Genomic DNA, 22,351 nt, shown 5'->3' with positions numbered 1-22,351 from the left:
TTCAACCCCGCTTCCCTTCGAGGAAGCGCCTAGAGTTCCATGCGCCGGGAGGTCTTCCCGGACATCTCAAGTACGGACATTGCGTATGAAAGCGACCCTCGAGCGGACCGACCTCCTCAAGTCCCTGACCCATGTACACCGGGTTGTCGAGCGCCGTAACACCATTCCGATCCTGTCGAACGTCCTGCTGCGCGCCGAAGGTGGTGCTTTGCAGCTCAAGGCGACGGACCTTGATCTGGAAATCGTGGAAACCGTGCCGGCTATGGTGGAAATGGGCGGTGCGACCACCGTTCCGGCCCATATGATCTATGACATCGTGCGCAAGCTGCCGGATGGCTCGCAGGTCGTTCTGGAAACCACCAGTGACAATGCGACGCTGGAAATCAGGGCAGGGCGGTCCCGTTTCTCGCTGCAGATGCTGCCGGAAACCGATTTCCCGGATTTGACCGCTGGCGAATTCAGCCACGGCTTCTCGCTGACGGCCGCCGAGTTCCGCAAGCTGATCGATACCACACAGTTCGCAATCTCGACGGAAGAGACCCGTTATTATCTCAACGGCATCTATATGCATTCGGTCGACGGGGCCAAGGGGCCGCGCTTCCGTGCGGTTGCAACCGACGGCCACCGTCTGGCCCAGGCAGAAGTGACGGCACCCTCAGGTTCCATGGGTATGCCGGGCGTGATCGTGCCGCGCAAGACGGTTGGCGAAATCCAGAAGCTGTTGGAGACGCCGGATGCGAATGTGCAGATTGAGCTGTCGGAAACGAAAATCCGCATCACCACCGGCGCAGTGGTGCTGACGTCCAAGCTGATCGACGGCACTTTTCCGGACTATGGCCGCGTCATCCCGCAGGGCAATGACAAGGAAATGCGGGTTGACCGCGATGAGTTCAAGGAAGCGGTGGACCGTGTGTCGACCATTTCATCAGAACGTGGCCGTGCGGTGAAGCTGTCGCTGTCCGAGGGCCGGATGGTTCTGGCGGTCAACAATCCGGATTCAGGCAGTGCGACGGAAGAACTGGCCGTCGAGTACGAGTCCACGCCGCTTGAGATCGGGTTCAACTCCCGTTACCTCCTGGATATCGCCAATCAGCTCACCAGTGATACGGCCCTGTTCCGTCTTGCGGATTCCGGTTCCCCGACGCTGATCCAGGACAACACGATCGATGATTGCATCTTTGTCCTGATGCCGATGCGCGTCTGAGGCGGACCGGCGCACGTTTCTGGATGAGGTATCATGTCTGATTGGACGCAGGCGGGGTTGACCCGCCTGACATTGACCGACTTCCGGAACTACGCACGCCTCGATCTGGCCTTCACTGGACAGCTGGTTGCATTTGTCGGCGACAACGGCATCGGCAAGACAAATATCCTTGAAGCGATTTCTTTTTTGACCGCAGGGCGCGGGTTGCGCCGTGCGGTCATCTCGGATGTTGCGCGTATTGATGGGCCGGGCGGCTGGAGCGTTTCGGCCTGCATGCTGCGCAATGATCTCGACACAAGGATTGGAACGGGCCTGACGCCGGGAGAAGCCGGAAGGCGCGTGCGTATCGATGGCGAAGATGCGCGCAGTTCCGAAGCTTTGCTCGACTTCATGCGTGTTCTCTGGCTGGTGCCGGCCATGGATGGGCTGTTCACCGGCCCTGCAGGCGACCGCCGGCGGTTTCTGGACCGCCTGACCCTGTCGCTCGATCCCGGTCACGGCCGCAGGGTCGCAGATTTCGAGAAGGCTCTGCGTCAGCGGAACCGGCTGCTCGATCAGGGAGGGAGTGCCGCCTATCTCTCTGCCATCGAAACGCAGGTTGCCGAACTGGGGACGGCTGTGTCCATCGCCCGTAATGAGACGGTCAGCCTGCTTGGCGAGACCGTGCGGGTTCAGGCGGAGAGCGGATTGCCCTTTCCCGTAGCGAAACTGGCCCTTGAGGGGAGTTTCGAGACGGGAACCGTTGGTCTGAGCGCACTCGACCGGGAAGATCTTTACCGCGAATGGCTTGAAGAGGGGCGGGGCCGGGACCGGGCGGCTGGCCGGACGCTGACAGGACCACATCTGTCTGATCTTCAGGTCCGGCATGCGGCCAAGGATATGCCGGCTTCTCAATCTTCAACTGGTGAGCAGAAGGCGCTGCTGATCGGTCTCGTTCTCGCCCATGCGGAGCTGACAGCGCAGGTCAGCGGGATGAAACCGGTTCTGCTGCTGGATGAAGTCGCGGCGCACCTGGATCCGGGCCGGCGCAAGGCCCTTTTCGACAAGCTGCAGGGGCTGGGCGGGCAGGTGTTCATGACCGGAACGGACAAGGCCCTGTTCGCGGGGTTGCCAGACCGGGGGGAAATCTTCCGGATCGCACAGGGCGGAATAGCGGTGCGCGACCCGGTCGAGTAGATTTCGTGAGGCGGCTTAGACGGTTATGTCAACGAGCGTTCCGGTGCCCTTGGGAGCTGGAGCCGAAGCTGCGCCCAGGTCATCCGCATCATGGTCGTTGATCTTGTCCGGACCCGGTCCCTCCTTCATTTCGTTTGAAGAAAACCGGCTGATTTGCTGAGCAGTTGCCCCACTTCCAACACTTCCGACATTCATGATCAATGTCCTTCAAAGTGCCCCCGGAAGTCAGGAAGAGGCTTGAGTGGTTAATTTGCGATTAATGCTTCTGTTTTCTTGAAACAATGGAGCTGAAAGAGCCTCTCCGGGAGGAGGGAGCAGAGCCCGGCCAACCACGCGGGAAGCCAAGAGTTTTCCAAGGTTTTCCCCCGGTGCTCCTGTTGAGTTGAATGCTGCCCGGAACCCCGTATAACGGACTGACACACTCTAAAAGAATGAGCATCTGATTCGCATGACCGATCAATCGAACACGGATAATCAACCGGCCGAATATGGCGCGGACTCGATCAAGGTCCTCAAGGGTCTCGACGCCGTCCGCAAGCGTCCGGGGATGTACATCGGTGACACGGACGATGGTTCAGGCCTGCACCATATGGTGTATGAGGTCGTCGACAATGCTATCGACGAAGCCCTTGCCGGCTATGCTGACCGGGTGACGGTCGCGCTGAATGCAGATGGCTCTGTAACCGTCTCTGATAATGGCCGCGGCATTCCGACAGACGTGCACTCGGAAGAAGGCGTTTCCGCCGCCGAAGTGATCATGACCCAGCTGCATGCGGGCGGTAAATTCGACCAGAATTCCTACAAGGTCTCCGGCGGCCTGCATGGCGTGGGCGTTTCGGTGGTGAACGCTCTGTCTTCCTGGCTTGAGCTGCGCATCTGGCGTGCGGGCAACGAGCATTTCATGCGTTTCCGCCACGGCGATGCCGAAGGACCGCTGCAGGTGGTTGGCCCATCCAATGGGCGCAAGGGCACGGAAGTGACCTTTCTGCCGTCGACGGAAACCTTCACCAAGACCGATTTTGATCTGACCACCCTGGAGCATCGCCTCCGCGAGCTGGCGTTCCTCAACTCCGGTGTCCGTATCCTCTTGACCGACAAGCGCGGCGTGGAAGAGAAGGAGATCGAGCTGTTCTACGAAGGCGGTCTCGAAGCTTTCGTGCGCTATCTCGACCGCGCCAAGCATCCGCTTCTGGAGGAGCCGATCACTCTGGTTGCCGAGCGCGACGGGATCACGGTTGAAGCCTCCATGTGGTGGAACGACAGCTATCATGAGCAGGTGCTGTGCTTTACCAACAACATTCCCCAGCGCGACGGTGGTACGCACCTTGCCGGTTTCCGCGGCGCTCTGACCCGCCAGCTGACCGGTTATGCGGACACGTCGGGTCTGATGAAGAAGGAGAAGGTCTCTCTGACCGGTGATGATTGCCGTGAAGGTCTGACCTGCGTTCTTTCTGTCAAGGTTCCGGATCCGAAGTTCTCGTCCCAGACGAAGGACAAGCTGGTCTCTTCCGAAGTGCGTCCGGTGGTGGAAAATGCCATCAACCAGGCACTGGCCGACTGGCTGGAAGAAAACCCTGCCAAGGCGAAAGCGATCGTGTCCAAGGTCGTGGAAGCGGCTTCCGCCCGTGAAGCTGCCCGCAAGGCACGCGAACTGACCCGCCGCAAAGGCGCTCTGGATATCGCCTCTCTGCCGGGCAAGCTTGCCGATTGCCAGGAGCGGGATGCCTCCAAGGCCGAACTGTTCCTTGTCGAGGGTGACTCGGCAGGTGGCTCCGCAAAGCAGGGCCGCCATCGCGAGAACCAGGCCGTTCTGCCTCTGCGCGGCAAGATCCTGAACGTGGAGCGCGCCCGTTTCGACAAGATGCTGTCTTCCAACGAAATCGGCACGCTGATCACAGCGCTCGGCACCGGTATCGGCAAGGAAGAGTTCAACGTCGAAAAGCTGCGCTACCACAAGATCATCATCATGACGGATGCTGACGTCGACGGCGCTCACATCCGTACTCTGCTTTTGACCTTCTTCTTCCGGCAGATGCCGGAGCTGATCGAGAACGGCTACATCTACATCGCGCAGCCGCCGCTCTATAAGGTCAAGCGCGGTCAGTCCGAGCAGTATCTGAAGGATCAGGCGGCTCTTGAAAACTACCTCATCGCAACCGGTCTGGAAGATACGTCCCTGACGCTCGCCAGCGGCGAAGTGCGCGCCTCGGCGGATCTGCGCGAGGTCGTTGAAAAGGCACGGACGATCGCCGGGATCTTTGACGGGCTTCATTCGCGCTATAACCGCGATGTTGTCGAGCAGGCGGCCATTGCGGGCGCCCTGAACATCGAGAAGATCCAGGATCCGGAAAAGGCTGCAGAAGCTGCTGCCTATATTGCCCGCCGTCTCGATATCCTGGCCGATGAATTTGAACGGGGCTGGACCGGTGAGGTCCGCGAGGACGGTGCACTCGTCTTCCGCCGCACCGTTCGCGGCGTGGACGAAGTTGCGGTTATCGATATGGCCTTGCTCGGATCGTCTGACGCCCGCCGTCTGGACGCCCATTCCAGTCATCTTCAAGAGATTTACGGCAAGGCTGCGGTTCTGCGCCGCAAGGACGTGCCCTGCGAAATCCGCGGTCCGCGAGCTCTGCTGCAGCAGATCTTCAGCTTCGGCCAGAAGGGCATTTCGCTGCAGCGCTATAAAGGCCTTGGCGAGATGAACCCGGAACAGCTCTGGGAAACCACACTGGACCCGAATGTCCGCTCTCTGCTGCAGGTCAAGATCCGCGAGGCGGACGACGCCGACGACATCTTCACCAAGCTTATGGGTGATGAAGTCGAACCGCGCCGCGAGTTCATTCAGGACAATGCGCTGAGCGTGGCCAATCTGGACGTTTGATCTGGCAAGATCCTTCAAGACAAAAGCCCTCCGGAACGCTGTTCCGGAGGGCTTTTTGCTATGGCGTCAGGCGCCGCCTTTGTCAGATTTCCAGAGCGATGCCGGGGCGTCTTGTACAGCCTTGCAGCGCGTCGACAGCCAGTTCGTTCAGGAGCGCAATCCGGCTTTCACTCGCAGGACCCTTGGCGATGACGCGCAGGCCAATGTCATGCGCGGATCCGACAACGCCCTTGAGCAGAACCCTCTGGCCGTAGTTCTCTTCCATGGTCCGTGTGAGGTCTGAAGACAGGCGGATCCAGTCGAGCCGCAAACAACTTAGCCGGGAAAGGACCGGCCAGTGCCCCATGAAATCGTCGATGGCGGTCTGGCATCCCAGCTCTGTCGCAAAGCGCAGGAAGGCCGTGGAGCTGCCGGGCGCGCGAAGATAGGTCCGCTCGCTCACCTGCAGGCAGAGACGGCCGGCAAGCAGCGGATTGCCTGCAAGACGATTTCGCAGGAGATCTGAAAACCGCCGGTCTTCGAGGGCCGCCTGAGAAATGGTCAGACTGCGGAAGACCTTGGTCTCATCGACAGTTGCCGCATCCAAAGCCTGGTCGACGATCCAGGCGTCGAGCAGAGCGACAGCCTGCTGGTTGGAACGGTGGTCTTCCTGATGAGACGTGTTGTCCTGGCCCTCTTCTTCGGAGCGGGGCTTCAGGACGACATCCAGGCCGATGGGGCGCATGGTCTCAAGACGGAGGATGGGCTGGGAGGCCAGTTCGAGCTCTTCCATCCTGAACTCGGACAGAACAGGACGGGCGCTGAAGGCCAGCTTGGGGCCGAGCGCTGAATGGCCGTTGGCCGCCGACGCATTGAACATCTCGACCTGCACGGAACCCACATTGCCACGCTTGCTGCGCAGGCAGGAGAGGTCCGAATGGTTCAGAACATCGGCTGCCGCTGCGCCTTCCAGTGCCTGGCTCGGCGGAACGATGCAAACGCCAATGGAGCCGGCAACGGTGAAGGCGTGATCCTCAAGGTCGAGGTGCAGTCCAGCGAGGCCATCTCTCAGGGACAAGGCAATGGCCTGAGCCCCGACATAGCCATCGATCGGGCCGAACAGGGCAAACTCATCGCCGTTGATCCGGGCAGCAGCGCCCTTCTCTGGCGTGCAATCCTTGATGACGCCGGCCACGAGCTTGAGCATGGCATCGCCGGAGGTGCGGCCGCCAAGGTCGTTTACAGTCTTGAACCCGTCGATATCGAGATAGAAAACAGCGACATCCTTGAGCTCAGAACTCCCGGACTGCTGAAGTCCCGCGTCGAGTTGCTCCAGGAAGGCGCGGCGGTTGAGAAGACCCGTGAGCGGATCGAGGTCACCCTCCTTGCCGGTCCTGGCACTGCCGCGCGGGCAGGGGACACCATGGCGGGCAACCGCCAGAACGGCGCCTTCCGCATCCTGTTCGCGTGAGCCTGGCATGAAACGGACCTCGATGGCGTGCTGTCCGGTGGCGGCCAATCCATCATCGCCAATGGTCCGGATCGGGATCAGCAGGCTGCTGGCCCGTCCGCTCCGCGCTTCCTGAACGCACTCGGCAAGCTGGACAGGCGAAACCAGGCAGTCGGTCAGACCTGTGATGCGGGCATTGATGACGCCGATGCTGTCTTCCGGATTGATCAGGAACCAGTCCTCCGGAAAGTGCTCGAGCGACATTCCGGGATTTGCAGCGGCATATGCGCCGGAGGACATGGTGTCTTCCGGCAGATCCAGGGCCTGAATGAGCAGGATCTGGTTCGTGGCGGCGGGGCCAGTCAAAAGGGAGAAGCCGAGTCCGGGGCCCAGAGCCTGTCCGCCTGACCCGTAAAGAAGCCCGAACACCTCACAGGCCATGCCATTGGAGGCGGTTACAAAAGCCGTCTTGCATTTGATCCAGCTTTCCGGAGAAAGCGCCCTGGGGAGGGCAACAGGAAGGTCGCTGGTCTTGAGGCCGAGCTGCCGCATCAGCGGAGCATTGGCCGCAAACAGGGTGCCGTCTGTATTTGCCAGTCCCGCCGGCTGGACGAGCGTCTCCAGAAGGGCACGGCTCGCTCCGGCTAACAGATCACCGCCCGGCAAAGCCAAAAGAGCTATATTGCCTGCGGCAGGTCGTTGACTGTTCTGCAACAGACCGCCCTCTCATCAAAGATATGAAATTCTCTAGCGCTGCTACGAAGCACAAATCAGCGCCAACTTGTTGATTCGAAAATTAACACGCCGGTGCTGAGAGAAGAGGAGCTGAGAAAACTGCCCACAGGTCTAAGGTTGGTGATGGTTAACGATTGGTTAACTGAAAGATTTCAAATCTTTGTAATGAAGATAGAAAGTATTAAAGCGGCCCCCGGAATAGCCGGGGGCCGAAGTCAAATGACAGTCAACGGTTATTGAACTGCGGCTTGCGCTTGTCCACGAAAGCGGACATGCCTTCCTTCTGGTCTTCCGTTGCGAACATGGAATGGAAAACCCGGCGCTCGAAGCGCACGCCTTCGGCCAGGGTGGTCTCGTAGGAGCGGTTCACGCTTTCCTTGGTCATCATGGCGATGGGCAGGGAGAAGCCTGCGATTTTCTCGGCAGCCTTCATTGCCTCTTCAAGCAATTCGTCGGCCGGAACGACGCGGCTGACCAGCCCGGAACGCTCTGCCTCTTCCGCATCCATCATGCGGCCGGTCAGGCACATGTCCATGGCCTTGGACTTGCCGACAAAGCGGGTGAGGCGCTGGGTGCCGCCCGCTCCCGGCATGACGCCGAGGGTGATTTCCGGCTGGCCGAACTTGGCCGTATCTGCAGCGATGATGAAATCGCACATCATGGCCAGCTCGCAGCCGCCGCCAAGGGCGTAACCGGCCACCGCGGCAATAATCGGCTTGCGGCTGCGCGAGACCTGGTCCCAGGAGGTGATGAAGTCGTTGAGATAGGCTTCCATATAGGTCAGGGAGCCCATTTCCTTGATGTCCGCACCTGCGGCAAAGGCCTTCTCGGACCCGGTCAGCACGACGCAGCCTATCTTCTCATCTGCCTCAAATCCGCCAAGAGCCGTGTTCAGCTCGGCAATCAGCGCGGAATTCAGCGCATTCAGGGCGGAAGGCCTGTTCAGCGTGACAAGGCCGACGCGGCCCCGTGTTTCAACGCGGATATTCTCGTAACCCATCTGGTTCGCTCCCAATCCAGAATTGTTGCTTCGTCTGCACTACGCGTAACCGGCCCGCCCCGCTCTGGCAACAGACCTTCTTGATGATGCTGTAGCGTCATGCCTGCGGCGCTCAGTGCTGGCAGCGCGGGCAGAAGAAGGTTGAACGGTTGGACTGAACGATCCGCTCGACGGTGCCCTGGCAATCCGGCGTGCGGCAGGGCTCTCCCTCCCGGTCATAGACCGCGAAGCGGTGCTGGAAATAGCCGAGAGTGCCGTCTGCTTGGGTGTGATCGCGCAGGCTCGAGCCCCCAGCCTCAATGGCTTCCAGCAGGGTTTCGCGGATGTGATGGGCGAGGGCGGTGGTCTTGGCGGTCGCCCTTCCGCCTTTGCCCGCGATGCTGCCCGCCGCGCGCCGTGGATCGAGGCCAGTGCGCCAGAGGGCCTCGCACACATAGATGTTGCCGAGGCCCGCGATCATCTTCTGGTCCAGAAGTGCGGCCTTGAGCGGTGCCTTCTTGTTCTCGAACAAACGCGAGATGAGGCTGCCGTCCAATTCGTTGCCGAGTGGTTCTATTCCCATCGCGCTGAAGAGAGGATGGCCTGAAAGCTCTGCGCGTGGAATGAGGGTCATGAAGCCGAAGCGCCGCGGGTCGTTGTAAAGAACGCGCACGCGGGCGCCGTCCGGACGGCGGAGATGGAACACCACATGATCATGCTTGCTGTCTTTGGAGCGGGCATGCACGAATTCTCCCGGTGCCAGCGCCCCTTCTTCCGCCTCAATCCGGAAGGAGCCGGACATGCCGAGATGCATCACCAGCACGTCGCCCGTGTCGACATCTGCCAGCAGATATTTTGAGCGCCGGGACAAGGCTTGAACCGTCCGTCCAGTCAGCTTGCCAGCGAAATTTTCGGGAAAGGGAAACCGCAGGTCAGGGCGGTTCTGATCAAGCCGTTCAATTCTGGAACCTTCGAAGGCCGGGGTCAGGCCACGACGGACGGTTTCAACCTCGGGCAACTCAGGCATTCGATCCTCGCTTTTCCGGCGGGCCTCATGATGCGGCAAATGGGCGTGATCCTGCGCCGGGAATGGCGTCAGGCCGAACCTTGTACTATGGTCCGCCGCAAAATGACCACCTCGGGATTGCCTTGCCTGTGTTCCCGTGGAAAAAGCAGTGCGAAAGACCACAGGCCGCGCGCCCGCTTCCGCGGCGGCCCAGGAGTGACCATCATGGCTCAGGACACACCGTTCAATCCGCGCAGCACCGGCCGCGCCCCCGAGGACATGCCGACCAGTTTCGGCTTTACCACTGTCGGCGAAGGGCAGAAACAGGCGCTGGTCGATGACGTCTTCCACAAGGTTGCGGCGCGCTATGATGTCATGAACGACCTCATGTCCGCCGGCATGCACCGGGTGTGGAAGGATGCGATGGTGTCCGTTCTGGCCCCCCCAAAGTCTGGTGGCCGTCCCTGGACCCTTCTAGATGTGGCTGGTGGAACCGGTGACATCTCCACCCGCGTCGTGCGCCGCTCCGGTGAAACGGTGAAGGCCGTCGTCTGCGACATCAATGAATCCATGCTCGCCGTCGGGCGGGACCGGGCGGAAAAAGCAGGGCTCTCGGACCTCATCACCTTCTCGCAAGGCAACGCCGAAGAGCTTCCTTTCCCGGACAAGAGCTTCGACGCCTATACGATCGCCTTTGGCATCCGCAATGTGCCGGATATTCCGAAGGCTCTGCGCGAGGCGCACCGGGTGCTCAAGCGCGGTGGCCGGTTCCTGTGCCTGGAATTTTCCGAAGTCGATGTGCCGCTGCTCGACAAGGTCTATGACGCCTTCTCCTTCAACGTCATTCCGCCCATTGGCCGGATGGTGACGGGAGACGGCGAGCCTTACCGCTATCTCGTGGAATCCATCCGCAAGTTCCCCCATCAGGAGCGCTTTGCGGAAATGATCCGCGAAGCCGGTTTTGAACGGGTGACCTACCGCAACTATTCCGGCGGCATTGCCGCCCTTCACGCAGGCTGGAAGCTCTGATCCATGGGATTTGCCGTGATGCCGCTGATCCGCCTTGCCCGGGCGGGTTACATCATGGCCCGCGAGGGCGTGTTCGGACTGGCGCAGCTTCCTGATCTTCCGGCAGGGCCGCGGATCGCGATTGCCTGTGCCCGGATGCTGGAACGCCGCTCCGTGCGGGACAAAAGCGCCCAGTCGCGTCTTTCCGATGCGCTCAACAAGCTCGGTCCGTCCTATGTGAAGCTCGGACAGTTTCTGGCGACCCGCGAAGATGTGGTCGGCAAGGAAGCGGCCCGCGAACTGTCCTCCCTGCAGGACAGCCTGCCCCCCTTCTCGCACGAAGCCGCCCGAAAGGCAGTTGCCGAACAGCTGCAGCAGCCAGTGGAAGAGATCTTCGTCGAGTTCGGCGAAGCTGTTGCAGCTGCGTCTATTGCCCAGGTTCATCCGGCGGTCGTCCGTTCGCGTGATGGAACGGAGCGCAAGGTCGCGGTCAAGGTGCTGCGCCCCGGGGTTGCCCGCCGCTTCCAGCGCGATCTGGAGAGTTTTTATCTGGTGGCGCGGGTTGCCGAGCGGTTCCATCCACCGTCCCGCCGCCTGCGTCCGGTGGCTGTGGTCGATACGCTCGCCAAGTCCGTCGCCATGGAAATGGACTTCCGCCTGGAGGCGGCAGGCCTTTCGGAGATGGCCGAGAACACAGCAGAGGATCCGGGCTTCCGCGTGCCGCAGGTCGACTGGCTGCGCACGTCCAAGGGCATTCTCACCATGGAATGGATCGACGGCCGCAAGATGTCGGACGTTGAAGGGCTCAGAGCGGACGGGATGGACCTTGAGGCGCTCGGCGCCAACGTAATCCAGAGCTTCCTGCGCCATACCCTGCGGGATGGTTTCTTCCATGCGGACATGCATCAGGGCAACCTGTTCGTGGAGCCGGATGGAACGCTGGTGGCGGTCGATTTCGGCATCACCGGGCGCCTCAGTCCGCGCGAGCGCCGGTTCCTCGCTGAAATCCTCTTCGGCTTCATCACGCGCAATTACCGCCGGGTGGCTGAGGTGCATTTTGAGGCTGGTTATGTGCCAGCGGATCAAGATGTGGACATGTTCGCCCAGGCGATCCGTGCGATTGGTGAGCCGATCCACGGGCATGACGCCAGCGAAATTTCCATGGCCCGGCTGCTGACCCAGCTGTTCGAGGTGACGGAACTCTTCGAGATGAGCACCCAGACCCAGCTCATCATGCTGCAGAAGACCATGGTCGTGGTGGAAGGCGTTGCCCGGACCCTCAATCCGCATCTCGATATGTGGAAGACGGCGGAGCCGGTGGTTGGTTCCTGGATCCGCGATAATCTCGGCCCCGTCGGCAAGATCAAGGATGCGGGCAGCCTGGTGGGCTCAATGTTCCGCATCGCCAATGACCTGCCGATCTTCGCAGACCGCATCGGCCGCATGTCCTACGAGCTGGAAAGCATGACCCAGAACGGCTTGCGTTTCGACAGGGCGACAGCTGAAGCCATCGGCAAGGCCGAAGCCCGCCACACCCGTTCAGGCCGCGTGGCGCTTTGGATCATTGCGCTGTCTTTGGCGGCGATTGCGGTAAAGCAGTTCCTCTGACGGTTCAACCCTCACCCGGACCTGCGGTCCGACCTCTCCCGGTCTCGGGAGAGGTAAGCGCCGCTCGCATGGCTAGAGCTGTGGCTCGAGCATTTAGGCCATGGCTTCAAACTGGATAATTTGGCCAAAACGCCAACCAGGCCCACCAGTTACCTCTCCCAAGCCAGGGAGAGGTCGGGCCTAAGGCCCGGGTGAGGGTTGATCACCTAAGCCTTTGTCACCCGCCTCAGCGTCAGATTGATACGCCCGCCGTTCTTCAGCAAAGTTGAAGTGCCGGGCAGGATGCGGTCGATACCGTGGAAGGCGAGGCGGGAGGGGCCGCCGAGCACGGCGACATCTCCGGAACTCAGGCGTAGCGAGGTTGTCGGATCCTTGCGGTTCGTGCCACCGATCCGGAATGTGGCTGTGTCGCCCAGGGAAACAGAGACCACCGGAGTGTCAAAGGTTTCCTCGTCCCGGTCCTGATGCAGGCCCATTTTCGCGGACGTCTCATAAAAATTGATCAAGCAGGCTTCCGGCTCTGGCGCATCCGGCGCAACATCTTGCCAGAGCTTGACTAGCATGTCTGGCATCGCGGGCCATGGGTTGCCCGTTGCGGGATGCGCCGGCTGATAGCGGTAGCCGTGGATGTCCGAGACCCAGCCAAGTGGCCCGCAATTGCTCATGCGCACCGAGAAAGGCTTGCCGGTTCGCGGCATCACCGGGCGGAAAAGCGGTGCGTCCACAAGAACCATGCGCAGGTTTTCCAGCAGCTCTTCCTGGGCGGGGCGGCTGAAATAGCCCGGAAGCAGGCGGAACCCTTCGGGTTGTGAGGCGGCTTTGGTCACTGTATTCCTTCCTCGTCTTCTTCGCCGGCTTTGGGCAGCTTCAGCTGGTAACCAACTGGGAAGATTTATAGAGAATACAGAAAGCCTCGCAAATCGGCGCATCTCGTGCCTTGCGAGGCCGAATTCATCCACCTATATAGCGTTCGACACCACGAAAACGTGGCCAACCCGGGCGCTATCCCGGAGACATACTGAGGAGCCGGATTGATGCCGTTACGGGTCTTTCCGGTTTGCTAGAAAGAGAGGCAGATATGGCAAAGGTCATTGGTATCGACCTCGGCACGACCAACTCGTGCGTCGCCGTCATGGACGGTAAAGATTCCAAGGTTATTGAAAACTCCGAAGGTGCACGGACGACCCCGTCCATGGTCGCCTTTTCCGACGACGGTGAGCGTCTCGTCGGTCAGCCTGCAAAGCGTCAGGCTGTTACCAACCCGACCAACACCCTATTCGCGGTAAAGCGCCTGATCGGCCGCCGGTTCGACGATCCGACCGTCGCCAAGGACAAGAAGCTCGTTCCGTTCGAAATCGTGAAGGCTGACAACGGCGATGCTTGGGTCGAAGCCCACGGCGAGAAATACTCCCCGTCGCAGGTTTCCGCCTTCATCCTTCAGAAGATGAAGGAAACTGCCGAAAGCTATCTCGGTGAGAAGGTCACGCAGGCCGTTATCACCGTTCCGGCTTACTTCAACGATGCTCAGCGTCAGGCAACCAAGGATGCCGGCAAGATCGCCGGTCTCGAAGTCCTGCGCATCATCAACGAGCCGACCGCGGCTGCCCTTGCCTATGGCCTGGACAAGAACGATGGCAAGACCATCGCTGTCTATGACCTTGGCGGCGGTACCTTCGACGTGTCCGTGCTCGAAATCGGTGACGGCGTCTTCGAAGTGAAGTCCACGAACGGGGACACGTTCCTCGGCGGTGAAGACTTCGACATGGTTCTGGTCGACTACCTGGCTTCCGAGTTCAAGAAGGACCAGGGCATCGACCTCAAGAACGACAAGCTGGCCCTGCAGCGTCTGAAGGAAGCTGCGGAAAAGGCGAAGATCGAACTGTCGTCCTCGTCCCAGACCGAAATCAACCTGCCGTTCATCACGGCGGATGCTTCCGGTCCGAAGCACCTGACGCTCAAGCTGACCCGCGCGAAGTTCGAATCCCTCGTGGACGATCTGGTCAAGCGGACCATCGAGCCGATGAAGGCTGCTCTGAAGGACGCCGGCATCTCTGCTGGCGAAATCGATGAAGTGGTTCTGGTCGGCGGCATGACCCGTATGCCGAAGATCCAGGAAACCGTGAAGAACTTCTTCGGCAAGGAGCCGCACAAGGGTGTGAACCCGGACGAAGTGGTGGCTATGGGCGCTGCCATTCAGGCCGGCGTTCTGCAGGGCGACGTCAAGGACGTTCTGCTGCTCGACGTGACCCCGCTGTCCCTCGGCATCGAAACGCTGGGTGGTGTCTTCACCCGTCTGATCGACCGTAACACGACGATCCCGACGAAGAAGAGCCAGACCTTCTCGACCGCCGAAGACAACCAGACGGCTGTGACCATCCGCGTGTTCCAGGGTGAGCGCGAAATGGCTGCGGACAACAAGATCCTCGGCCAGTTCGACCTGGTTGGCCTGCCGCCCGCACCGCGCGGCGTGCCGCAGATCGAAGTCGCTTTCGACATCGACGCCAACGGCATCGTGAACGTGTCCGCCAAGGACAAGGGCACGGGCAAGGAACAGCAGATCCGTATTCAGGCCTCCGGCGGCCTCAGCGACGCTGACATCGACCAGATGATCAAGGACGCTGAATCCCACGCCGATGAGGACAAGAAGCGCAAGGAACTGGTCGAAGCCAAGAACCAGGGTGAAGCTTTGGTGCACTCCACCGAAAAGTCCCTCAAGGATTACGGTGACAAGGTCAGTGCCGACGAAAAGGGTGCGATCGAAACGGCTGTTGAAAGCCTGAAGACCGCTCTGGAAGGCACCGACCTGGAGGACATCAAGGCCAAGACCCAGGCTCTTGCCGAAGCGTCCATGAAGCTGGGCGAAGCCATGTACAAGGCATCGCAGGCTGAAGCTGAAGGCGCCGGCGCCGGTGCGGAAGCTTCTGCTGCTGATGACGACGTGGTCGACGCAGACTTCGAGGAAGTCAAGGACGACGACAAGAAGTCGGCCTAACCCAAAGCAACCGGCGGCCTGCAAGGTGAACTTGCAGGCCGTTGGCTTTCTGTGGCATTGGCGCTGCGGACTGGCGCTCCCCGCGACATTTTCTGGGTGCCGGATGGAAATCCGGCTCTTGTCATGTCAGGGAGGCAAGCTGACTGCATCCGGAAGCGCCGGCCCAATGACCTCCGAAAGCGTCTGCGCGGATGCGTGTGCGGACATGCCGGACAGGATTGAGTGACCAGACATGGCCAAACGTGATTTCTATGAAGTGCTGGGCGTTGCCAAGGACGCCGATGAGAAGGCTCTAAAGAGCGCCTATCGCAAGATGGCGATGCAATATCACCCGGACCGCAATCCGGGGAATGCGGAAGCCGAAGCCAGCTTCAAGGAAGTAAACGAAGCCTACGACACTCTGAAGGACGCACAGAAGCGTGCAGCTTATGACCGTTTTGGCCATGCGGCCTTTGAGAACGGTGGCTTTGGCGGCGGCGGTGCCCGCAACGGTGACTTCCACTCCACCATGTCGGACATTTTCGAGGAGTTCTTCGGCATGGGCGGCGGTGGCCGCCGGTCGAATGGCCGCGAACGCGGTGCGGACCTTCGCTACAACCTCGAAATCACCCTTGAGGAAGCCTTCGAAGGCAAGACCGTCGAGATTGAGGTTCCGACCAGCGTCACCTGTGAGGCTTGCACCGGATCGGGCGCAAAGCCGGGTACGAGTCCTGCGACCTGCCGCACCTGTGGCGGTGCGGGCCGTGTCCGGGCAGCACAGGGGTTCTTCACGCTGGAGCGCACTTGCCCGACCTGTCAGGGCAAGGGGCAGGTCATCGCGGATCCCTGTAGTGTTTGTGGCGGCGTCGGCCGCACCACACAGGAGCGCACGCTCTCCGTCAACATTCCGTCGGGCATTGAGGATGGCACCCGGATCCGTCTGGCCGGCGAAGGTGAGGCCGGGCTGCGCGGCGGTCCGTCCGGCGATCTCTATATCTTCCTGTCGATCCGGCCGCATGAGTTCTTCCAGCGCGAAGGCGCTGATCTTTATTGCCGTGTTCCGATTTCTATGACGACGGCGGCGCTGGGCGGACAGTTCGATGTCCCGACGCTTGAAGGTGTCACCAGCCGTGTGAAGGTGCCGGAAGGCACCCAGACCGGAAAGCAGTTCCGCCTTAAGGGCAAAGGCATGCCGGTGATGCGCTCAGTGCAGCATGGCGACATGTATATTCAGGTCACGGTGGAGACGCCGACCAACCTTACGAAGCGCCAGAGAGAGTTGCTCACTGAATTCGAACAGGGTGCTTCAGGAGAAAATCACCCGGAATCCTCCGGATTTTTCTCTAGGGTGAAGGATTTCATCGACAATCTTGGCAACTGACACGGATTGGCCATCTTGAAATGCTGCTCCTGAACGCCCTACATTTTCGGAAGCGGGGGAGGATTGGAGCAGATGATGGATAGGACGGGGCCGCATTCCCAGGCCGTTCGCAAAAAGGTCGAACAGGTCAAGGCGTTAAAGGCGAAGGCCCTGGATGAAGTCCGGTTCTTCCGTTCGTGGGTGGAAAATCCGCTCAAGACGGGCGCAGTCAGTCCCTCTGGCCCCCTGCTTGCTGCCAAGATGGCCTCTTATCTGGAGGCCGCGCCCGGCGATCACGTGGTTGAACTCGGGCCTGGCACCGGTGTCGTTACCCGCGCCATTTTAGAACGTGGCATTTCCCGCAAGAACCTCGTTGCCGTTGAATACAGCCACGAATTCTGCGAATTGCTTCATGGCCGCTACCCGGGCATGTCGGTCATTCAGGGCGATGCCTACGCGATCAAGGACCTGTTCAAGGATGCCAAGCCGCTCGACGGGATTGTCTCCAGCCTGCCGCTGTTCACAAGGCCGGAAAACGAGCGGCTGCGGTTGATCGAGGACGCGCTGGAGCTCTTGAAGCCGGGCGCGCCGTTCATCCAGTTTTCCTATGCGCTCGTTCCGCCGGTCAAGGCGCAGCCGGGCCGCTTCTCGCTGGCCAAGTCTGACTGGATCTGGAAGAACCTGCCGCCAGCAAGGGTCTGGGTCTATCGCAAGGTCCACTGACGGGATCAACAGACATTGAACCGGAACCTCTCCGGCAGTTGAGGGCATTCGTCATGCGGCCAGTCAAAATTCTCGTCTTCTCCGGCTCCACACGTTCGGGCTCCTTCAACGGCAAGCTCGCGGGGGCGGTCCTGCGCGAACTGGCACTTGGCGATGCGGAGGCAACCCGGATCTCTCTCTCGGACTTTCCTCTGCCGCTCTATGACGGCGATCTGGAGCAGACCAAGGGCGTGCCGGAGGCGGCACACAAGCTGAAGCGGATCATCCAGTCTCATGACGGGGTCTTCATCGCCTGTCCGGAGTACAATGCGGGGGTAACGCCGCTGCTCAAAAATGCTCTGGACTGGGTCAGCCGCATTTCCGATCCGGGTGAGCCGGCTTCGGCGGCCTTCAAACAGAACCGCGTCTTTGCCATCGGTTCGGCCTCTCCGGGCGCCATGGGCGGCGTGCGCGGTCTGATCTCCATGCGCACCATTCTGGAAATGGGGCTCGGCGCCCTGGTCATTCCCCAGACTGTGATCGTCTCCGGTGCCGGATCCGCGTTTGATGCCAAGGGCGACCTGGCGGATGAGCGGGCGGCTTCTCTTTTGAAGGCCATGGTTCAGGCCTTGATCCGGCAAACCCGTTTTCAACTCAGCTGACGACTAGAGGTCATCGCGCTGGTGCCTATGGCTTGGCAACGCTGCCTGGTACCCCTACATAGGGTCCGGAAAGGCGGTGATGGACCTGTCTCAAGACCGGCCCCGCCTTTGACGTCAACGCCAAGAGGACCCAATGAGCGAAGCAAGAGAACCCGCCGTCTGGCATGGCACCACCATTCTGCTCGTCCGGAAGGGCGGCAAGGTCGTGATCGCTGGCGATGGTCAGGTCTCCCTCGGTCAAACTGTTATCAAGAATACGGCCCGCAAGGTGCGCCCCTTGGCGAAAGGCGAAGTGATCGCCGGGTTTGCGGGTGCGACCGCCGATGCCTTCACCCTGTTCGAGCGTCTGGAAACCAAGCTTGAGCAATATCCCGGTCAGCTGATGCGTTCCTGTGTGGAACTGGCAAAGGACTGGCGGACGGACCGGTATCTGCGCCGTCTCGAAGCCATGATGCTCGTTGCCGACAAGAATGTGGCGCTGGTTCTGACCGGTACCGGTGACGTTCTGGAACCGGAAGGCGGAATCGCCGGTATCGGCTCCGGTGGCAATTATGCGCTGGCCGCCGCCCGTGCTCTGGTGGATACAGACCTTGATGCAGAGGCGATTGCACGCAAGGCGATGGCGATTGCCGCGGACATCTGCGTTTACACCAATGGCAATCTGACGCTCGAAAGCCTGGAAACGGAGTGAGTGTGCCAGCTCTCACTTGCCGCTGGAGAACGCAATGACTGAGGTTCTCGAACGCCGCCTTCAGGACGCTGTGTCGGCAGGCATTCTCGATGCCGGATTGGCGGGCCGTCTGAAGACTTTCTGGCTGGAGCAGGACCGTGCCGCCGGATCAAAGAAAACGGTTTCCCGGGCTGACGCGGAAGAGGTTCGCTTCGTGCGCGGGTTCCACGATATATTCATCGCAATCGGCATCTCGATCTTTCTTGCCGGACTGGTTTACGCGCTTAAGGGCTCTGTCCCCCCCGGGGCAGTCGCGTTCGCAGGTGCTGCTGCGATCTGGCTTCTTTCTGAGATCTTCGCGCGCCGCATGCGGCTGGCGCTGCCGTCGTTTCTGCTGACGATCCTGTTCACGCCGTTCTTCTTTCTCACCTGTCTTGGCTTGTTCGTGGGCGAGGACAGTACGGCAAGGTCGGCGGGCGCTGCTTTCGACAATGCCCACGCACAGGTTCTGATCCCGCCGGCTCTGATCGCAACGCTTGGCGCGTCTTTGCATCTGTGGCGCTTCCGTGTGCCGGTGGGCTTTGCGGTGGTGATGGCCGGGTTGCTGTTCCTTGGCATTGTGCTGGTGGAGACGGCTGTTCCGCACCTGGTTCAGAACAACATTGCCTGGTTCACCTTTGCCGCTGGTCTGGCGAGCTTTCTTGCCGGAATGGTGTTCGACAGCCGGGACCTGACCCGGTCCACCGTCAACAGCGACAAGGGCTTCTGGCTGCATCTGATGGCAGCTCCCCTGATTGTGCACTCCATTCTCAACCTTGCGACCGGAGGTGACTATTTCAGTGACACGGGATCTGCGGTGATCGTCATCTCCATGTTCCTGCTTCTGTCGCTGGTGGCCATTCTCGTCGACCGCCGTGCTCTTCTGGTTTCCGGTCTCGGATATTTCGGCATTGCCCTTGGTGTGCTGATGAGTGAGGCCGACCTGGCGGGAGAAGCAGGTGTGGCCGGAACGCTTTTGGTTCTGGGCTGTTTCATTCTTCTGCTGGGCTCTGCCTGGCGCTTTGTCCGCCGTATTCTGGTGGCGCCTGTGGCTGGTTCGCCGGTCATGCGCATCATTCCGGCGGCCTCCTGATCATCTGATGGAAGTATCGACATGACCGACTTTTCACCTCGTGAAATCGTTTCCGAACTGGACCGCTATATCGTCGGTCAGAAAGACGCCAAGCGCGCCGTTGCCATCGCTCTGCGCAACCGTTGGCGCCGCCAGCAGCTGCAGGGGCAGATGCGCGAAGAGGTTCTGCCGAAGAACATTCTCATGATCGGGCCGACCGGTGTGGGCAAGACCGAGATTGCCCGCCGTCTGGCGAAGCTTGCAAACGCCCCTTTTACAAAAGTCGAGGCGACCAAGTTCACTGAAGTGGGTTATGTGGGCCGGGATGTGGAGCAAATCGTCCGCGATCTGGTCGAGGCCGGCATCAGCCTGGTGCGCAGTGCCAAGCGGGAAGAGGTCAAGGCCAAGGCCCATATCATGGCCGAGGACCGTGTTCTTGATGCCCTGGTTGGCAAGACCGCCAGCCCGGCCACCCGCGATTCCTTCCGCAAGAAGTTGCGGGACGGGGAAATGGATGACAAGGAAATCGAGGTCGAGGTCCGTGCTCAGCCTCAGATGCCGAGCTTCGAGGTTCCCGGAATGCCCGGTGCCAGCGTCGGGGTGATGAACATCTCCGACATGCTCGGAAAGGCGTTTGGCGGCCAGACCAAGACCAAGTGCACCACCGTGCGTGATTCCTATCAGCTCTTGATCAACGAGGAGTCCGACAAGCTTCTTGATGAGGACAAGATCGTTCAGGAAGCGATCTCCCTGGTGGAGAACTCCGGCATCGTGTTCCTGGACGAGATCGACAAGATCTGTGCCAGGGAAGGCCGTGGCGGTGCCGATGTCTCGCGTGAGGGTGTCCAGCGTGACCTTCTGCCCTTGATCGAAGGCACGGTGGTTTCCACCAAGCACGGGCCGGTGAAGACGGACCATATCCTCTTCATTGCCTCGGGCGCCTTCCATGTGGCCAAGCCGTCTGATCTTCTGCCCGAACTGCAGGGGCGCTTGCCGATCCGTGTCGAGCTGAGGGCTCTGACCCGTGATGACTTCCGTGCCATTCTGACAGAGCCTGAAGCGAGCCTGATCAAGCAGTACGTCGCGCTTCTGGCGACAGAAAATGTCACCCTGTCCTTCACCGAGGATGCGATTGACGAGATCGCTTCCGTGGCGGTTGACCTGAATGGCTCGGTCGAAAACATCGGCGCACGCAGGTTGCAGACGGTTATGGAGCGGGTTCTTGATGAGGTGTCTTATACAGCCCCTGACCGGGGAGGTGAAACCATTGAGATCAATGCTCAGCATATCCGCGAGAATATCGGCGAATTGGCAAAGAACGTCGATCTGTCGAAGTTCATTCTCTAACCTTTCCGCCGGGGCTTGGGCTCCGGCTTTCGGGGTAATGATGGGTCAAATGGCAGCGGTGGTTAGCCTCTTGCGGTTCGGCTGCGCCAGTGGCAGCATGCGCGCATGGTAGCAATCAGAAAGAGCAACGAAGAAGGTCACCGCCGGAAATTTCTGGTCGTGGTCGATGACACCCCCGAGTGTGACCGCGCCATCGTCTATGCGGCGAAGCGCGCGGCGCGGACAAGCGGGGTTGTCACACTCCTTTTTGTCGTGACCCCGACGGATTTTCAGCATTGGCTTGGTGTTGAAGACATCATGCGTGCCGAGGCCATGGAAGTCGCGGAAACAACGCTGGCAAAGGCTTCGGAGCGGGTGCGGAATGTGGCCCGTACCGAACCTGAATGCGTGATCCGGGAAGGCAACAAGTCAGAGATGATTCTGGAGCTGATTGAAGCGGATGCGGACATTGCCATTCTGGTTCTGGCTGCCGGTACCAGCAGCGAGGGGCCGGGGCCGCTGGTTTCCTCCATTGCCGGAAAATCCGCAGGCGGGTTCCCGATTCCGGTGACGATCGTTCCGGGCAATCTTGACGATGATTCGATCGCGGCCCTCGCGTGAGGACACGGGAGAAAATCCTTGGACGCATGAGGAGTTGCGGCTAACAAGGCTCCCGGCATATAGGCCGTATTAGCCATCGGGTGTCCATCAGGACGCTTGAGTTGAAGCCAAGCCGGCCTTATCTAGATTTTAACAGTTCCAAACTGGCTCTGTTTGCGCTAACCTTTCATCGTAAACTGACGATATGTTGCGCTGCAGTCCGGCATAGCCGATCGTAGGATCAGATCATGTTCATTCAGACCGAGGCGACGCCCAATCCGGCGACCCTGAAATTCCTGCCGGGCCGCGTTGTTCTGCCCGAGGGAACTTACGACTTCCGTTCCTCCGCCGATGCGGGAGCTTCTCCCCTTGCCGGGAAGCTGTTCCAGATTCCGGGCGTTGAGGCGGTCTTCTTCGGTCATGACTTTATCACCGTAACCAAGAACGACACCGACTGGCAGCATATGAAGCCAGCCATCCTTGGTGCCATCATGGAACAGTTCATGTCCGGCCAGCCGGTCATGGCAAGTGGCGGCGGTGAAGACACGGAAGACGGCGAATTCTTCGACGACGATGATTCCGAAACCGTGACGGTGATCAAGGATCTCCTCGAAACCCGCGTGCGTCCGGCAGTGGCCCAGGACGGTGGCGACATCACCTTCAAGGGCTTCCGCGACGGGATCGTCTATCTCTCCATGCGTGGTGCCTGTGCGGGCTGCCCGTCTTCCACGGCGACCCTGCAGCATGGCATTCAGAATCTGCTGCGCCATTTCGTCCCGGAAGTGGAGGAAGTGCGCCCGATCTGAGGCGCGTTCCAGCTCTTCAAAAGCCCGGTCTTGTGCCGGGCTTTTTCTTTTGGGCGGTCTCCAGGAACTGGGATCTTTCAAGCCCAACCTTTGGGGTAAGTCCAAAGCGCATCTCGA

Annotated in this window: 19 protein-coding genes; 14 read left to right on the top strand and 5 right to left on the bottom strand. The window is 60.3% G+C overall.

Annotation, left to right across the window (positions count from 1 at the left end; genetic code table 11):
• Window positions 1-85 precede the first annotated feature (85 nt).
• Together dnaN and recF are read left to right on the top strand one after the other, a co-directional pair.
• Window positions 86-1,204 (top strand): DNA polymerase III subunit beta, encoded by a 1,119-nt coding sequence (gene dnaN, locus IG616_RS10095; RefSeq protein ID WP_192148033.1) that lies wholly within the window; start codon window positions 86-88, stop codon window positions 1,202-1,204.
• A gap of 33 nt (window positions 1,205-1,237) precedes the next feature.
• Window positions 1,238-2,380 carry a DNA replication/repair protein RecF gene (gene recF, locus IG616_RS10090; protein ID WP_192148032.1) on the top strand — a complete coding sequence of 381 codons (1,143 nt, stop codon included), beginning with the start codon at window positions 1,238-1,240 and terminating at the stop codon, window positions 2,378-2,380.
• Between the two features lie 15 nt (window positions 2,381-2,395).
• Here recF and IG616_RS10085 read toward each other — a convergent pair whose 3' ends face one another.
• Window positions 2,396-2,575 carry a hypothetical protein gene (locus IG616_RS10085; protein WP_192148031.1) on the bottom strand — a complete coding sequence of 60 codons (180 nt, stop codon included), beginning with the start codon at window positions 2,573-2,575 and terminating at the stop codon, window positions 2,396-2,398.
• 253 nt (window positions 2,576-2,828) lie between these two features.
• Here IG616_RS10085 and gyrB point away from each other — a divergent pair, with 253 nt between their 5' ends.
• Window positions 2,829-5,261, top strand: coding sequence for a DNA topoisomerase (ATP-hydrolyzing) subunit B (gene gyrB / locus IG616_RS10080; RefSeq protein ID WP_192148030.1), 2,433 nt, complete (start codon window positions 2,829-2,831; stop codon window positions 5,259-5,261).
• Between the two features lie 82 nt (window positions 5,262-5,343).
• On the opposite strand, the gene IG616_RS10075 is transcribed toward gyrB, so the two are convergent.
• The 3 genes from IG616_RS10075 to mutM form a co-directional block, all read right to left on the bottom strand.
• Complete coding sequence (locus IG616_RS10075; RefSeq protein WP_192148029.1) at window positions 5,344-7,362, bottom strand: GGDEF and EAL domain-containing protein; 2,019 nt, start codon at window positions 7,360-7,362, stop codon at window positions 5,344-5,346.
• A gap of 289 nt (window positions 7,363-7,651) precedes the next feature.
• On the bottom strand, window positions 7,652-8,425 hold the full coding sequence (locus IG616_RS10070; protein WP_192148028.1) for an enoyl-CoA hydratase: 774 nt from the start codon (window positions 8,423-8,425) through the stop codon (window positions 7,652-7,654).
• A 112-nt stretch (window positions 8,426-8,537) separates the two neighbouring features.
• Complete coding sequence (gene mutM, locus IG616_RS10065) at window positions 8,538-9,431, bottom strand: bifunctional DNA-formamidopyrimidine glycosylase/DNA-(apurinic or apyrimidinic site) lyase (protein WP_192148027.1); 894 nt, start codon at window positions 9,429-9,431, stop codon at window positions 8,538-8,540.
• A 258-nt stretch (window positions 9,432-9,689) separates the two neighbouring features.
• On the opposite strand from mutM, the gene ubiE reads away from it, so the two are divergent.
• Window positions 9,690-10,439, top strand: coding sequence for a bifunctional demethylmenaquinone methyltransferase/2-methoxy-6-polyprenyl-1,4-benzoquinol methylase UbiE (gene ubiE, locus IG616_RS10060; RefSeq protein WP_192148102.1), 750 nt, complete (start codon window positions 9,690-9,692; stop codon window positions 10,437-10,439).
• Window positions 10,440-10,442: 3 nt separating this feature from the next.
• Window positions 10,443-12,026, top strand: a complete 1,584-nt coding sequence (gene ubiB / locus IG616_RS10055) for a 2-polyprenylphenol 6-hydroxylase (protein ID WP_192148026.1) — start codon at window positions 10,443-10,445, stop codon at window positions 12,024-12,026.
• Between the two features lie 206 nt (window positions 12,027-12,232).
• Here ubiB and IG616_RS10050 read toward each other — a convergent pair whose 3' ends face one another.
• Window positions 12,233-12,853 (bottom strand): alpha-ketoglutarate-dependent dioxygenase AlkB family protein, encoded by a 621-nt coding sequence (locus IG616_RS10050; RefSeq protein WP_343072359.1) that lies wholly within the window; start codon window positions 12,851-12,853, stop codon window positions 12,233-12,235.
• 251 nt (window positions 12,854-13,104) lie between these two features.
• Here IG616_RS10050 and dnaK point away from each other — a divergent pair, with 251 nt between their 5' ends.
• The 9 genes from dnaK (at window position 13,105) to IG616_RS10005 (ending at window position 22,234) form a co-directional block, all read left to right on the top strand.
• Entirely contained in the window at window positions 13,105-15,018 is a 1,914-nt protein-coding gene (gene dnaK, locus IG616_RS10045) for a molecular chaperone DnaK (protein ID WP_192148024.1), read from the top strand.
• A 232-nt stretch (window positions 15,019-15,250) separates the two neighbouring features.
• Complete coding sequence (gene dnaJ / locus IG616_RS10040) at window positions 15,251-16,378, top strand: molecular chaperone DnaJ (RefSeq protein WP_192148023.1); 1,128 nt, start codon at window positions 15,251-15,253, stop codon at window positions 16,376-16,378.
• Between the two features lie 72 nt (window positions 16,379-16,450).
• On the top strand, window positions 16,451-17,080 hold the full coding sequence (locus IG616_RS10035; protein WP_192148022.1) for a class I SAM-dependent methyltransferase: 630 nt from the start codon (window positions 16,451-16,453) through the stop codon (window positions 17,078-17,080).
• Between the two features lie 53 nt (window positions 17,081-17,133).
• The gene (locus tag IG616_RS10030; RefSeq protein WP_192148021.1) at window positions 17,134-17,721 is read left to right on the top strand and encodes an NADPH-dependent FMN reductase; all 588 of its coding nucleotides are present in this window, start codon (window positions 17,134-17,136) and stop codon (window positions 17,719-17,721) included.
• Between the two features lie 133 nt (window positions 17,722-17,854).
• A complete protein-coding gene (gene hslV, locus IG616_RS10025; RefSeq protein WP_192148020.1) occupies window positions 17,855-18,412 on the top strand; it encodes an ATP-dependent protease subunit HslV in 558 nt (185 codons plus the stop codon).
• 34 nt (window positions 18,413-18,446) lie between these two features.
• A complete protein-coding gene (locus IG616_RS10020) occupies window positions 18,447-19,523 on the top strand; it encodes a hypothetical protein (protein WP_192148019.1) in 1,077 nt (358 codons plus the stop codon).
• Between the two features lie 21 nt (window positions 19,524-19,544).
• Window positions 19,545-20,849 carry an ATP-dependent protease ATPase subunit HslU gene (hslU, locus tag IG616_RS10015; protein WP_192148018.1) on the top strand — a complete coding sequence of 435 codons (1,305 nt, stop codon included), beginning with the start codon at window positions 19,545-19,547 and terminating at the stop codon, window positions 20,847-20,849.
• Window positions 20,850-20,954: 105 nt separating this feature from the next.
• Entirely contained in the window at window positions 20,955-21,449 is a 495-nt protein-coding gene (locus IG616_RS10010; protein ID WP_192148017.1) for a universal stress protein, read from the top strand.
• Window positions 21,450-21,676: 227 nt separating this feature from the next.
• The gene (locus IG616_RS10005) at window positions 21,677-22,234 is read left to right on the top strand and encodes a NifU family protein (RefSeq protein ID WP_192148016.1); all 558 of its coding nucleotides are present in this window, start codon (window positions 21,677-21,679) and stop codon (window positions 22,232-22,234) included.
• The last annotated feature ends 117 nt before the right edge of the window (window positions 22,235-22,351 follow it).

The organism is Roseibium litorale, from assembly GCF_014842915.1.
Taxonomy (GTDB): domain Bacteria; phylum Pseudomonadota; class Alphaproteobacteria; order Rhizobiales; family Stappiaceae; genus Roseibium; species Roseibium litorale.
The sequence above is the reverse complement of the archived record's forward strand: the minus strand, read 5'-3'. Positions and strand labels throughout refer to the sequence as shown.

Excerpts from the sequence above, each read along its gene's own strand:
- IG616_RS10070 (WP_192148028.1), bottom strand. The coding sequence starts at position 8,425 with ATGGGTTACGAGAATATCCGCGTTGAAACACGGGGCCGCGTCGGCCTT.
- hslV (WP_192148020.1), top strand. The coding sequence starts at position 17,855 with ATGAGCGAAGCAAGAGAACCCGCCGTCTGGCATGGCACCACCATTCTG.
- ubiE (WP_192148102.1), top strand. The coding sequence starts at position 9,690 with ATGCCGACCAGTTTCGGCTTTACCACTGTCGGCGAAGGGCAGAAACAG.
- IG616_RS10085 (WP_192148031.1), bottom strand. The coding sequence starts at position 2,575 with ATGAATGTCGGAAGTGTTGGAAGTGGGGCAACTGCTCAGCAAATCAGC.
- dnaN (WP_192148033.1), top strand. The coding sequence starts at position 86 with ATGAAAGCGACCCTCGAGCGGACCGACCTCCTCAAGTCCCTGACCCAT.
- IG616_RS10035 (WP_192148022.1), top strand. The coding sequence starts at position 16,451 with ATGATGGATAGGACGGGGCCGCATTCCCAGGCCGTTCGCAAAAAGGTC.
- mutM (WP_192148027.1), bottom strand. The coding sequence starts at position 9,431 with ATGCCTGAGTTGCCCGAGGTTGAAACCGTCCGTCGTGGCCTGACCCCG.
- IG616_RS10020 (WP_192148019.1), top strand. The coding sequence starts at position 18,447 with ATGACTGAGGTTCTCGAACGCCGCCTTCAGGACGCTGTGTCGGCAGGC.
- ubiB (WP_192148026.1), top strand. The coding sequence starts at position 10,443 with ATGGGATTTGCCGTGATGCCGCTGATCCGCCTTGCCCGGGCGGGTTAC.
- IG616_RS10005 (WP_192148016.1), top strand. The coding sequence starts at position 21,677 with ATGTTCATTCAGACCGAGGCGACGCCCAATCCGGCGACCCTGAAATTC.
- dnaK (WP_192148024.1), top strand. The coding sequence starts at position 13,105 with ATGGCAAAGGTCATTGGTATCGACCTCGGCACGACCAACTCGTGCGTC.
- recF (WP_192148032.1), top strand. The coding sequence starts at position 1,238 with ATGTCTGATTGGACGCAGGCGGGGTTGACCCGCCTGACATTGACCGAC.
- IG616_RS10010 (WP_192148017.1), top strand. The coding sequence starts at position 20,955 with ATGGTAGCAATCAGAAAGAGCAACGAAGAAGGTCACCGCCGGAAATTT.
- gyrB (WP_192148030.1), top strand. The coding sequence starts at position 2,829 with ATGACCGATCAATCGAACACGGATAATCAACCGGCCGAATATGGCGCG.
- IG616_RS10030 (WP_192148021.1), top strand. The coding sequence starts at position 17,134 with ATGCGGCCAGTCAAAATTCTCGTCTTCTCCGGCTCCACACGTTCGGGC.
- dnaJ (WP_192148023.1), top strand. The coding sequence starts at position 15,251 with ATGGCCAAACGTGATTTCTATGAAGTGCTGGGCGTTGCCAAGGACGCC.
- hslU (WP_192148018.1), top strand. The coding sequence starts at position 19,545 with ATGACCGACTTTTCACCTCGTGAAATCGTTTCCGAACTGGACCGCTAT.